The organism is Phyllobacterium phragmitis (assembly GCF_002980495.1).
In the GTDB taxonomy this organism is placed as follows: domain Bacteria; phylum Pseudomonadota; class Alphaproteobacteria; order Rhizobiales; family Rhizobiaceae; genus Paramesorhizobium; species Paramesorhizobium phragmitis.
This window is the reverse complement of sequence record NZ_PVBR01000005.1, coordinates 1-12,605: the sequence shown is the minus strand read 5'-3', so window position 1 is coordinate 12,605 and position 12,605 is coordinate 1. Positions and strand designations below refer to the sequence as shown.

Sequence of the window (12,605 nt, the reverse complement as noted above, 5' to 3'; positions counted from 1 at the left end):
ATGGAGAATATCCTGACCGATATCGCCGCGGATATGCTGCCGGATACCGCCATTCCGTATCATGTCATCCTGGCGCGGATCTGCGGCGCCCTGATCCTCGTCTCGATGATCGGCATCGATCGGGAAACCCGCAACCGTCCGGCCGGCCTGCGCACCCACCTGCTGGTGGGGTTGGCCGCGGCCGTCTTCGGCATTCTCGCCGGTGAAATCACCAGGGCTCCGCTCTACCAGATCGAGCAGGTCAGGATCGATCCGCTACGCGTCGTCGAGGCGGTGACGGCAGGTGTGGCATTCCTTGCCGCCGGACTGATCGTCTTCGGCAAGGGTCAGGTGCATGGGCTGACGACCGGCGCGGGCATGTGGCTTGCCGCTGCGATCGGTCTTTCGACGGGCTACGGCTTCTGGATCATCGGCTTTTTTGCGACAGCGGCCGGTGCCGTCGTTCTGCGCTTGCTCTACCGCGTCGAAAGGTTGCTGGAATGGAAATAGCCTCAGGCTCTCCACCGTGAATCTCAACATGCGGTCACGGTGAAAAGCGTAGCGATCTTCACCTATCAACAGGACAGGCGGACAAGATGGCCTCGCTGATTTGCATCCTGTTTGCGACGCTGGCAGTATCGTTGTTGATTTGCATAAGTTTCATATTTTCACACAACGATTCGAGGGGGAGAAAAAATAATGACAGATACACAGATGCCGGCACCACCGCCGGAGTTCGAGGACCATGGGATGGAGGCGGGTCAGGACAATGTCCAGATTGCCGGTCTTGATATCCATAATCCGGTCTTCTTCATCTCCTCGGTCGCCATCGTGGCCTTTGTCATCATCGCTCTCATCTTTCGTGAATTCACCGGGACGGCGCTGGAAGGCCTGCGGGTATGGCTGACCTCGACATTCGACTGGCTGTTCATGATCTCGGCCAATCTGTTCGTGCTGTTCTGTCTTGTGGTGGCCGTTTCGCCGCTCGGTAAGGTCAGGATCGGCGGTGCCGGTGCGGTGCCGGATTATTCCTATTCCGGATGGTTTTCGATGCTGTTCGCCGCCGGCATGGGTATCGGGCTGATGTTCTTCGGCGTGCTCGAGCCGATGTTTCACTTCAACAATCCGCCGCTCGGCGCGGCGCCACCTATTGTCGATGGGGTTCTGGTCGAAAACGCCGTCGGCCGCGCCCGTGAACTCGGCATGGCGGCGACCATCTATCACTGGGGACTGCATCCCTGGGCGATCTACGCGCTCGTGGGCCTGGCCCTGGCCCTGGCAGCCTATAATAAGGGTCTGCCGCTATCCGTCCGTTCGGCCTTCTATCCGATTTTCGGCGAAAGGATCCGTGGATGGCCCGGCCACATCATCGACACGCTGGCGGTGCTCGCCACGCTTTTCGGCCTCGCTACCTCGCTTGGCTTCGGCGCGTCACAGGCGCTCGCCGGCCTCAATTATCTCTATGGCGTGCCCAATACCGACACGATGAAGGTGCTTTTGATTCTGGGCGTCACGGCAATAGCACTCGTCTCGGTGGTCGCCGGTCTTGATGCGGGCGTCAAGCGGCTGTCGGAAATCAACATGGTGCTGGCCGTCGCGCTGATGCTGTTTGTCATCGTGCTTGGACCGACAATGTCCATCATCACCGGGTTCTTCACCAACACCTTCAACTACATCAAGGACATACCGGCGCTCTCCAACTGGATCGGCCGCACTGACGAATCCTTCGTACATGGCTGGACGACCTTCTACTGGGCATGGTGGATATCCTGGTCGCCCTTTGTCGGCATGTTCATCGCCCGCATTTCGCGCGGCCGCACTGTGCGCGAATTCATCACCTGTGTTCTGATCATCCCGACGCTGGCATCCATCCTGTGGATGACGACCTTCGGCGGCACGGCCCTGGAGCAGTTCCTCAACGAGGGCTATATGGGCGTGCAGCAGACAGTGGTCGATTACGTTCCGGAGCTCTCCCTGTTCAGGATGCTGGCGGATCTGCCGCTCGCTTCCATCACCTCTCTCATCGGCATCGTGCTTGTCATCGTCTTCTTCGTCACATCGTCGGATTCCGGCTCGCTGGTGATCGATACGATCACCGCCGGCGGCAAGGTCGATGCCCCGGTCAGGCAGCGGGTCTTCTGGGCGATCTTCGAAGGGCTCGTGGCCATCGCGCTGCTCCTCGGAGGGGGACTTGCCGCGCTCCAGGCGGGTGCTATCGCAACCGGCTTCCCGTTTGCGATCCTGCTCCTGCTGATGACTTATGCGACCTGGAAGGTGCTGCGCAGCGAGCCGCATGGATAAAGCCGATGACGGGTCGCCGAACAAGGCGACCCGTCAAAGCGGGTTTATCGAAACAGCGCGACGGGGATCTTGCAGGAACGGATCATCTCCGTCGTGGTCGAGCCGATGAACAGGTTCCTCAGCCGTGAATGGCTGTAGGCGCCTAGAGAAGCCACTCGAAAACGGGCCCGGTTGAAGGCGGCAAAGCTGCCGAAAATTCCTTACGCGATGACCCCGCCGGCGGTGCGCAGATCATCCGGCGTGTCGACGTCCACCATCGCCGCCGGTCCGATTTCCACGTCGATGACGGGCGTGTCGCCGGTTTCGATCAGATGACGCGCGCCGACATCCCCGGTAAGGCGCTCGATCGCGCCAAACAGGCTTCTGGGCAGGATGACGGGATTGCCGCGTTTCCCGTCGAAAGCCGCGCGGACCACAGCGCCGCCACCCGCTTTGGCAAAGCTACTGATGAGGCGCCGCAGATGCTCCGGGCCGAGCGCCGGCATGTCGGCCAGAAGCACCATCATGCCGTCCGCATCGGCTGGCACATGCAGCAATGCGGCCTTGATCGATGAGGCGATACCCGTGGCATAGGCAGCGTTATGGGCGATCACCAGGTCCAGCCCGGCCAAAGTAGCGGTAATCTCGTCGGCCATGTGCCCGCATACGGCGATGACTGGATTGCCGCCAGAACGCAACGCCCGGTCGGCTGAGAGCCGGACGATCGGTTCGCCGTCGATGCGGGCCAGGAGCTTGTTGGGGCCGCCCATCCGGCTCGACTGGCCGGCGGCAAGCAGCGCGATGGCGACGCAAACGGGGCGGGCGGCAGGCTCCGCCTGGCGCGGCTGCGGCCGCGACGGGATCTCCATCAAAAGCCCGCCGACACCCATGCCGATAATATCTTTCGGCGTGACGCTGACATCGGCCATCAGCCGGTCGAACACCCAGTCGAAGCCGTTTTCCTTGGGGCTGCGCGCGCAGCCGGGCGCGCCGATCACCGGCTTGCCATCGAGTTCCCCCAGAATGAGCAGATTGCCCGGATCGACCGGCATGCCGATATGATGCACTGTACCGCCCGCCTCGCCGATCGCCTGCGGCACGATATCGGCCGGATCGGCCACGGCGGAAGCGCCGAAGACGATAAGCACGTCGGATTTAGCCGACATCTGCCGGATGGCCTCCGTCAGATCCGCCATGCGGTGCGAAACGCGCATTTCGCCTGAGATCACACCGGCATTGCGCACGACCCGCGCCTCCATGACACGCTTGGTCTTGTCGAATACGCCAGGCTTGACCGACGGCATGACCGTTTGGATGAGACCGACGCTCTGCTTGTGAAACGGACGGATTCCGAAAGCCATGCGACCCGAGATTTGCGTCTCGATCTGCTCGATGACGGCGGCACTGACTGCAAACGGAATGATCTTCACCGTCGCCACCATCTGACCGGGCTGCACCCGGTCGTAATTCTTCAGCGTCGCGATGGTAACGGCGGGATCGACCGCATTGATGCCGTCGATGACGGCTGGGTCGACCGTGAAGAGCCCGCTTGCAAGCGCAAACAAGTTCACTCGTCCGGTGGTAGCGGGACCAACCCGCACGCCCTCGATTCCGAGTGCGCGGGCAAGGCGCGAGGCGGCATCGTTTTCATCTATGTCGCCCGCCTCCAGCCGCGCCACCGTCACATGCTGGACGCCGGCCGTGCGAAGGGCGGCGATGTCATCATGCGTCAGCACATGACCTTTCCTGAGGCTCGATGCGCCTGCGGAGACTGAATGGGCGAGGATCGCGCCTTCCGCCTCGCCGACCGGTGTCTCGCCGAATATCATGCAGCGCGCCTTTCGTGCGCGGACGGGCCTGTGTCGTTATGCAGGACCGTGCCCAAGACCATATTGGCAATCATCCTCGATTTTCGCCCCGTCATTGGCCGGATAGAAACTTTCATTTCTTTTTTGAAATATCCCGGAAATGAAGCGCATCATAGACCCAAAACTTATTGTGATCGATCTTGCCGCTCCGGCGGCGGGAGGGATCGCTCCTGTCCGTTTGGCGAAAGGCCACTCCGCCACTTATATATGGCAGGACGAATGACAGGAGAATACCCATGAATATCGGAGAAGCGGCGGCAGCATCGGGTGTCTCGGCGAAGATGATCCGCCATTATGAATCGATCGAACTGATCGAGCCCGCGGGCCGCACCCTATCGGGTTACCGCATCTATTCCGATAATGATCTCGAGACATTGCGCTTCATCCGTCGCGGTCGCGATCTCGGCTTTTCGATCGAGCATATCCGCCAGCTTCTGGCGCTCTGGCACGACCGCAGCCGTGCCTCGTCTGACGTGAAGCGCATAGCGCTGCAGCATGTCGAAGAATTGGAAGCCAAGATGCGGCAGCTTCGCGAAATGGCCAACACGCTTCGCCATCTCGCCACGCACTGTAACGGCGATGAAAGGCCGGATTGCCCGATTATCCAGAACTTGGCGCATTCCGATGCCGACGATCTTGCGCCGGCGGTTTTATCGAGGCGGTCCGGCGTGCTCAAGGGGACATTGGCCAGCTGATTTCCGCCCTCCGCATGCTTTGCGCACCAGATTATCGGGCCTGATATATCGGGCCAAATATCGGGATTGTGCGGTAGGCGCCGCTCTGCTACCTCGACTTATCGGAAGTTTCCGTCACGGCAGCGACGCTATCTCGGTAATGGGAAGCGAGACGCTGATCGTCCGGAAAGCCATCAATCCCAGCCATCAGCCGGGCCGGAAGCTCGGCTTGGCGCTTGTTAAGTAGGGGTGTCGGCAAGAGCGCCATCATTTCGGCCAATCAGGGCATTGGATGGCCGCTCCGTGCGGTACCGTCTGATCCCAACATGTCACCGATCGGCCGTTTCCGAACGGACGGATGCGGTCCTCGCGTAATCCAGTCCTCATCAAAATCAAGGCCCATCAAAATCAAAGGATGACGAAAGTGCCTGTTCGCACAATTGTATGGGGTGAAAACATCCACGAGAATACCGATGCCCTTGTCCGGAGTATCTATCCGGACGGCATGCATATGACGATCGCCGATGCGCTCAACAGCGATCCCGCGATTCATGCAACGACCGCAACCCTGCAGGAGCCGGAGCACGGCTTGACCGAGGCCCGGCTTGCCGAAACCGATGTGCTGACATGGTGGGGGCATAAGGCACATGGCGAGGTTTCCGATGCGGTCGTGGAGCGTGTCGCCAAACGTGTATGGGAGGGCATGGGGCTCATCGTTCTGCACTCCGGCCATTTCTCCAAGATTTTCAAACGGCTGATGGGAACGCCCTGCGCCCTGAAGTGGCGCGAGGCAGGCGAGCGCGAACGCCTGTGGACGATCAATCCCCGCCATCCGATCGCAGCTGGCCTCGACGAGAACTTCGTCCTCGAAAACGAGGAGATGTATGGCGAGCAGTTCTCGGTCCCCGAACCGCTGGAGACGGTGTTCATCTCCTGGTTCCAGGGCGGCGAGGTGTTCCGCTCCGGCCTCACCTGGCGCCGTGGCGCCGGCAACATATTCTATTTCCGTCCAGGCCATGAAACCTACCCGACCTATCATGACGCCAACGTCCGGAAGGTGCTGATCAATGCGGTCAAATGGGCCCATAACCCGCAGGGCGATCTGAAAAGCATTACCGATGCGCCGAATGTGCCTGTTGAAAAGGCGCACGAGTCGATCACCGAACGTGGACCGAAACTCCACAAGGCCGGCGAAGCCGGATATCGCTAAGGAGCGAAGATGAGACTACTTGTTGTTGGCACCGGCTCGATGGCCAAAAGTCAGATCAACCATTTCAAGGCGATAGAGGGCGTTGAAATCGTCGCCGCCGTCGATACCGACCCGATCCGGCTCACCGAATTTGCCGACCATTTCGGCATTGAAAGGCGCTTCCTGAGCCTCGATGCGGCGATTGCCTGGGGCGAATTCGATGCGGCAAGCAATGTCACGCCCGACCGCATGCATCATGCGACGTCGCTGGCGCTGATTGCCGCCGGCAAGCATGTTTTCTGCGAAAAGCCCCTCGCCGAAAATTATGCCGACGCCATGGAGATGACGCATGCCGCCGAGGCGGCCGGCGTCGTAAACATGGTGAACCTGACCTACCGGAACGTGGCGCCGCTGCAATTTGCCCGCGAGATGGTGCTGGCCGGTGAGCTGGGTGCGATCCGTCACGTCGAAGCCTCCTATCTCCAGAGCTGGCTCGTTTCTCGCGCCTGGGGCGACTGGCGCAGCGAAACGCGTTGGCTCTGGCGGCTGTCGACGAGCCATGGCTCGAACGGTGTTCTGGGTGATGTCGGCATTCATATCCTCGACTTCGCCGCCTATGGCGCCGCGACCGACATCGATCACGTCTTTGCCCGTCTGAAGGCTTTCGACAAGGCGCCGGGAGGCCGGATCGGCCCATATATGCTCGACGCCAATGACAGTTTCACCATGTCCGTCGGCTTTGCCAACGGCGCGCTCGGCGTCGTCCATGCCAGCCGCTGGGCGACGGGCCACCTCAACGAGTTGAAACTTCGCATCTATGGTGAACGCGGCAGCCTTGAGATTACCCACCGCCCGACCGATTCCGAACTGCGCGGCTGTCTGGGGGAAGACATCGAAACGGCGACCTGGAGGAATATCGAGGTCCCCGCGGTGCCGACCAATTACGAGCGTTTCGTCGAGGCGGTCCGGACCGGAAAGCAGCTCGACCCAAGCTTCCGCCATGCCGCCGACCTGCAGAAGGTGATTGACCTCGCCATCGTCTCGGAAAAGGAACGTCGCGAACTCACTCTCCTGCCCCCGGTCGAAATCGTCACCGTGCCTGATCTGCCGGTGCCCGAACTAAGGAACGAATTACAGGTGACTGCGGATCTCGAAACGCGGCCGATCGCCGGAGAGTGCTGACCTGCTGCAGCGTCATTCTTTCAATAACTTACAGCGGCTTGGGCCTCGCCTTACCTGCCAAAATGCTGCGGCAATATCCCCTACTCCTCCGTGAAGGCTCGGTTGAACGAGTCGAGGAGCGGGCGGACGAGATAATCGAAGAATGTGCGTTCGCCGGTGTTGATGAATATCTCGACCGGCATGCCGGGATGGATCTGCCCGGCGGTGACGCCGTCGGGCAGCCGGTCCGCGATCTTCAGCCGGGCGCTGTAATAAGGCTCTTGCGTCGCCTCGTCCATCAGCCGGTCGGCTGAAACGAGGGTCACCGTTCCACCCACCTCCGGCGTCTTGCGCATATTGAGCGCCGAAAGCCGAAGGCGCGCGTGCTGGCCGACATGAACGGCATCGATATCCTGCGGCCTGAGCCGGGCATCGACCACGGGTACCGCTGCTGTCGGTAGCATCTCCATCAGCTTCTCACCTTGCCCGACCACACCGCCCGTCGCGTTGTGGACCGCGGAAACGACGACCCCGTCCACCGGAGCGCGGATGACGGTTCGGCCGAGCGCCGCTTCGGCGACCCGCCTCTGCTCCTCCACATCGGCAAGCGAGCCGCGCACCTCGGTCAGTTCGGAGACGGCCTTTTCGACCCGCTGCGTCGCAAGCCGCGCGATCTGCTCGCGGGCCTCCATGATCTGTATCGTGGAAGAGGCGATCTGCGCCTCGATCATGCCCGCCTGGCCGATGAGATCGGCCTGGCTGCGCAGAAGCACGGTATAGTCGGAACGGCCGGCAAGGCCTTGGTCGAGCAGGCCCTTCTTCCGGCCCAGCTCTTCTTCGACGATCGCGATTTGATGATGGATCGCCTGCTTCTGCGATTGAAAGCCGATGGCGGTCTGCTTAAGGGCTGCGACACGCTGGTGAAGGATGTCCTGCTCGGAGCGGAACCGCGCCAGCCGTGCGGCAAATTCCTTCTGCTGCTCGGCTATGAGCTTGCCGATGCCGTCGATCCCGGCGCCAAAATCGGCCTCGTCGGGAAGGACGAGCTCAGCCGCTCCGTCGCGTTCCGCCTCGAGCCGCAAGGCGCTGCTGGTGAGCGTCGCGGTCCGCTTTATCAGCCGGTGGAGCTGTGTTTCGGCGATTGTCGGATCGAGGACGACAAGCTCCTGCCCCGCCCTGACCCGGTCGCCCTCGCGGACGAGGATGTGCTCGATGACCCCGCCATCGAGATGTTGGACGATGACATTGCGGCCGGGAGCGGCAATCACGCCGGAAGCCACGGCAGCGCCCGCGAGAGGCGCGGTGGCCGCCCAATAGCCGAAGCCCCCGGCAAACAGCGCCACCGCCGCATAACCGGCAAGGGCGATCCTGCCGGCCCCGCGTCCGATCCCCTTCTCCCACAGAAAACCCCGGTCCGTCATGACGGGCTTCTCCCCGCTCATGTCCGCTGCCTGGCGCGGATGACCGGAACGAACGACGCCGCGCCATATCGCGGCTCCGGCGCCGGCATTGATCTACCAAACACATCCCCACTCGACCCGAAGGCTTCGATGGCGCCGTTTTTCAGCACCATCACGCGATCGCAGGATGCGGCGAGCGCCGGGCGGTGCGTGATGATGATAAGCATGGTCTTCGCCCGCCGCGCCTCGGAAAGCGCTTGCAGCAGCGCCGCCTCTCCTTCGCTGTCGAGATGGGCGCTGGGTTCGTCGAGAACGAGAATGCGCGGATTGCCGTAGAAGGCGCGGGCGAGGCCGATCCGCTGGCGCTCCCCTCCCGAAAGCACCGCCGAAAGGCCGATCTCCGTCCGATAGCCGTCGCGCTGCGCGAGGATGAGTTCGTGCGCCTGCGCACGCTTCGCCGCTTCGATGATCTTCCCGTCATCGGCTTGCGGATCGAAGCGCGAGATGTTGGCGGCGATCGTTCCAGGCATCAGCTCCACCTCCTGCGCCAGATAGCCGATGGCCTCCCCGATCTGTTCGCCGTCCCATGAGCGCAGTTCCGCACCGTCGATCCTGACGCTGCCGCCGCTCGGCAAAGCCGCGCCGACGAGAAGCCGCGCCAGCGTCGATTTCCCGGCCCGGCTCGGGCCGATGATGGCCACCGCCTCGCCGGCCTCGATACGGAAGCTCAGTTGCCTGATGACCGGCTCGGCGCCCGGCAGTGCATTCGGCGCGAAATAGACGAGGTTCTTCACATCGACGACGCCGCGCGGCTCGGGCAGCCGGATCTTTTCCGTCCCGCCGGAATGCCGTTCGAGCGCTGCCCGCAATCGGCGCCAGGCGCGCCCCGCCTGAACGGTCTGCCGCCAGCCGCCGATGAGCTGATCGATCGGCTGCAGCGCCCGCCCGGAAATGATCGAGGCGGCGAAGATCATGCCCGCCGTCATCTCGCCTTTCAGGACGAGCCAGGCACCGAGCCCGAGAATGCCGAGCTGCAGCATCATGCGGAAAGCCCGCGCGACACCGCCGAAGACAGCGTTGACGGCAAGCGAACGCGTCTGCACCCGCAGCGCTTCGGCAAAGCCTCGCCCCCATGCCTCGGTCGCGCCGCGGACCATGCCCATGGCGAAAAGCGTATCGGCGTTGCGCGCAAATGCCTGGGCCGTCGCGTTGCCGGAGACGAAAAGCTCCGCCGCCCGCGTCTCGCTCTGGCCGTTCGCAAGCTGGTTCAGGCCGGCAAGCAGGACCATCAGGAGCATGCCGCCGAGGGTCAAAAGACAAAGATCGGGATGGACGAAATAGAGAAGCAAAACGAAAAGCGGCGTGAAAGGCAGATCGAAAAGCGCTGAAAAGCCGCGCGATCCGATGAACGACCGAACGATCGCCAGATCGCGCAGCGGCCCTATATCACCGGAGCCGTGACGCCGGCCGATGATCGACGCCGCGAATGCCCGGGACGCAAGCCTGCTGTCGAGCCTTGCGGCAACGCGCTCGGCATAAAGCGCGCGGATGATGTCCAGGCCCCCGAGGAAGCCTAGGGAGAGAAGAGCGATCAGCGACAGGTAGACGAGCGTTTCCCGGCTTGATGACGGGATTACCCGGTCGTAGATCTGCAGCATGTAGAGCGGCGTCACCAGAAGCAGGGCATTCAGTGCAAACGAGAAGACGCCGATATGGACGATGCTGCCGGCTATGCCTGCCTGAGGCCCGGCCGGCCGCACGGCGCTAGACCAGGGTCCCGATCGGCTCCGGGTCGAACCAGTAGTCGCCCGGCACGTCCAGCGTCCCTGCACCTGCGCCGAAGTCGGCCGCATCCGCCGCCGAATATTGGGCCTCGGCGGAAGAGCCATAACCAGCTGTGCCGACTTCGCTTGCATCGGTGCCGCCTACCGTTTCCGCATAGGTGCTCTGGCTGATAAAGACGGGGATATCAGTTTGCCGATTCTCCGTCATCGAAGCGGTTTGCGCTGTGGAAGAGACCGTGCTGTCCGTCGCCGCGAGAGCCGTTTCGGACGTGTCGATCAGGGTGCTTGCCGACGCCTGCACCAGGCTGTCCAGCGAGTAGGCGCGGATATAGTCGATCTTCATTTCGCCGGGCGTCGTGAGGCCGTCCGCCGGTGTGCCCGCCAATCCGCCGACCGCCAGGTTGGCGATCATGTACATCGGCTCATGCATGTCATCAGGCGTATCGGTGCTCGCGACCTCCGTGCCGTCGACATACCAGGTGAGCGTTTCCGGCGTCCACAGAACGCCATAGGTGTGAAAGCCTTCCGTATCGGCGACATAGACGGTCGAACCGTCCTGCGTGTGTTCGCCGCTTGCGTCCGAATGGGCGGTGAGCTGAAGCGTGTTCGGCTGCTGGCCGATCATTTCCACGACATCGAGTTCGGGCGGCCAGGCGCCGCTTTCCGGCAGGAGCCAGAAGGCCGGCCAGAGCCCCTGGGTTTCCGGCAGATCCGCCCGCATCTCGAAATAGCCGTAGGTCTGGGCGAAGGATTTGTGCGTCGTCAGCATGCCCGACATATAGTCGTAATCGTTGATATAGGGCTTGATGTCATCCGGGGTTTGCGCAGCCGTGATGGTGAGAACGCCGTTTTCGACACTGAACGGATTGACGGAGCTCGTCGGCTCGTAGTTCACATCGATATACCACTGAAGCTCGCCGTTTCCATGCAGCGTATTACCGTTCTCACCGCCCCACCAATAGTTGGAATGCCAGGTACCGCTTTCGCCATCCGACATGTCCAGCGTATCGAAATCATCGGCGAAGGAGAGGCTCATCCCTGATTTGTCGAGACCATATTTGAACTGGCTGGAATCGAGCTCGGCGATGGTCGTGCCGGCAAAGACGAGGCTCTCCCCATCTCCCATATCGACCCGCACGTCGTCGCCGGTCTGGGACATTCGCGCCTGGATTTCGGCGAACGAGGTAAAGCCGTAACCCGTAAGGCGGGCCGTATCGCCTGCTTCGAAATCGAGGATCAGGTCGCTGCCGTCGCCCTCGGTCAGCGCGAAGACGTCGTTATCAGCACCGCCTATGAGAACGTCATCTCCCGCCCCGCCGTCGATCGTCTGCCGACCGGAACCGCCGGTGATGATGTTGTGGCCATCATTGCCGAATGCATATCGGTCGCTGCCGGTGACGATCAGGTTTTCGAAATTGTCGGGCAAGCGGTAGCTCATCCAGGTGTCGATCGTATCGACCCCTTCACCCGCCGCCTCGAAGGCTTTGTTCCTCGATGAATAGAGGTGATAGATATCGTCACCCTCACCGCCAAGCATGGTGACATACACACTGCTGTCGCCCCACAAGGCGTCGTTTTCCGCAGTTCCATAGAGTTCCGGGCCGGAATCGGTCGCCGAAAAATGGTGGATAGGGGTTCCACTGTAAGAGAGTTCGACCCCCTTGGCGTTCACGACCGTACCCATGGAATTTTCCCTGTTCCGGATTTGCTCTGATTGATCGAGCCCGATCGGCGATGCTTGCGATAGCTCTGTCCGCCCGAAATACTGCGGCGGACGATGTGTGCAGCGCAACAAGGTGAATGGTCGTAGTTTCAGAAGATCAAAACAATCCCAAATTATTGCCGTTAGGGAAAGAAAACGTCTCGTGTATCAAGAATTGCATAAATCAAAATACTATCAATGATAAGTTGCGGAAAAATGGGATTTCGACGCGGTAGGAAAACGCATGCTTGTCTCAACCTGAAAAATTCACGACGGATTCAGGCGATATGTCAGAAGATAGGAGACGAAGTCGGGCAAGGAGGGCGCACACGCGCGGCGTTCGGGTGACACGGGGGAATCAAAACGCCCTCTGATCCGCCGGAAGGGCAGCCGCAAAAACAAAAACTCCCGCGGCTTTGGCCACGGGAGTGTCGGTCTCATTGGTTGCGGGGGCAGGATTTGAACCTGCGGCCTTCAGGTTATGAGCCTGACGAGCTACCGGGCTGCTCCACCCCGCGTCAAAGGTTTGACTGTATGCGACTGCGTAGGCTTTTCGGGTCATGTATGA

At 61.4% G+C, this 12,605-nt stretch carries 8 protein-coding genes, 1 tRNA gene and 2 pseudogenes; 5 read left to right on the top strand and 6 right to left on the bottom strand.

The features are described from left to right. Both C5748_RS07915 and C5748_RS07910 read left to right on the top strand, forming a co-directional pair. Positions 1–489, top strand: a complete 489-nt coding sequence (locus tag C5748_RS07915) for an MgtC/SapB family protein (protein ID WP_105741414.1) — start codon at positions 1–3, stop codon at positions 487–489. A gap of 189 nt (positions 490–678) precedes the next feature. Next, the gene (locus C5748_RS07910) at positions 679–2,280 is read left to right on the top strand and encodes a BCCT family transporter (RefSeq protein ID WP_199194735.1); all 1,602 of its coding nucleotides are present in this window, start codon (positions 679–681) and stop codon (positions 2,278–2,280) included. A 44-nt stretch (positions 2,281–2,324) separates the two neighbouring features. Here C5748_RS07910 and C5748_RS28815 read toward each other — a convergent pair. Together C5748_RS28815 and C5748_RS07900 are read right to left on the bottom strand one after the other, a co-directional pair. Next, a pseudogene (locus C5748_RS28815) lies at positions 2,325–2,426 on the bottom strand (universal stress protein); the annotation flags it as partial. Between the two features lie 54 nt (positions 2,427–2,480). Continuing rightward, positions 2,481–4,088, bottom strand: a complete 1,608-nt coding sequence (locus C5748_RS07900; RefSeq protein ID WP_105741413.1) for an NTP transferase domain-containing protein — start codon at positions 4,086–4,088, stop codon at positions 2,481–2,483. 275 nt (positions 4,089–4,363) lie between these two features. Between C5748_RS07900 and cueR the strand changes: the two genes are divergently transcribed. From cueR to C5748_RS07885, 3 genes are all read left to right on the top strand, one after another. Then, complete coding sequence (gene cueR / locus C5748_RS07895; RefSeq protein ID WP_105741412.1) at positions 4,364–4,822, top strand: Cu(I)-responsive transcriptional regulator; 459 nt, start codon at positions 4,364–4,366, stop codon at positions 4,820–4,822. A 403-nt stretch (positions 4,823–5,225) separates the two neighbouring features. Continuing rightward, positions 5,226–6,011 carry a ThuA domain-containing protein gene (locus C5748_RS07890; RefSeq protein ID WP_105741671.1) on the top strand — a complete coding sequence of 262 codons (786 nt, stop codon included), beginning with the start codon at positions 5,226–5,228 and terminating at the stop codon, positions 6,009–6,011. Between the two features lie 9 nt (positions 6,012–6,020). After that, a complete protein-coding gene (locus C5748_RS07885) occupies positions 6,021–7,172 on the top strand; it encodes a Gfo/Idh/MocA family protein (RefSeq protein WP_105741411.1) in 1,152 nt (383 codons plus the stop codon). 80 nt (positions 7,173–7,252) lie between these two features. Here the strand turns inward: C5748_RS07885 and C5748_RS07880 are convergent, their stop codons facing one another. The 4 genes and pseudogenes from C5748_RS07880 to C5748_RS07860 all read right to left on the bottom strand — a co-directional run bounded on the left by C5748_RS07880 (position 7,253) and on the right by C5748_RS07860 (position 12,555). Further along, complete coding sequence (locus C5748_RS07880) at positions 7,253–8,572, bottom strand: HlyD family type I secretion periplasmic adaptor subunit (RefSeq protein WP_105741410.1); 1,320 nt, start codon at positions 8,570–8,572, stop codon at positions 7,253–7,255. A gap of 17 nt (positions 8,573–8,589) precedes the next feature. After that, positions 8,590–10,311 (bottom strand): type I secretion system permease/ATPase, encoded by a 1,722-nt coding sequence (locus tag C5748_RS07875; RefSeq protein ID WP_245428882.1) that lies wholly within the window; start codon positions 10,309–10,311, stop codon positions 8,590–8,592. Positions 10,312–10,639: 328 nt separating this feature from the next. Next, positions 10,640–12,019: pseudogene (eglC, locus tag C5748_RS07870) on the bottom strand (endo-1,3-1,4-beta-glycanase EglC); the annotation flags it as partial. 459 nt (positions 12,020–12,478) lie between these two features. Beyond that, a tRNA-Met gene (locus C5748_RS07860) sits at positions 12,479–12,555 on the bottom strand. Positions 12,556–12,605: the final 50 nt, after the last annotated feature.

Excerpts from the sequence above, each read along its gene's own strand:
- C5748_RS07880 (WP_105741410.1), bottom strand. The coding sequence starts at position 8,572 with ATGACGGACCGGGGTTTTCTGTGGGAGAAGGGGATCGGACGCGGGGCC.
- C5748_RS07910 (WP_199194735.1), top strand. The coding sequence starts at position 679 with ATGACAGATACACAGATGCCGGCACCACCGCCGGAGTTCGAGGACCAT.
- C5748_RS07915 (WP_105741414.1), top strand. The coding sequence starts at position 1 with ATGGAGAATATCCTGACCGATATCGCCGCGGATATGCTGCCGGATACC.
- C5748_RS07885 (WP_105741411.1), top strand. The coding sequence starts at position 6,021 with ATGAGACTACTTGTTGTTGGCACCGGCTCGATGGCCAAAAGTCAGATC.
- cueR (WP_105741412.1), top strand. The coding sequence starts at position 4,364 with ATGAATATCGGAGAAGCGGCGGCAGCATCGGGTGTCTCGGCGAAGATG.
- C5748_RS07900 (WP_105741413.1), bottom strand. The coding sequence starts at position 4,088 with ATGATATTCGGCGAGACACCGGTCGGCGAGGCGGAAGGCGCGATCCTC.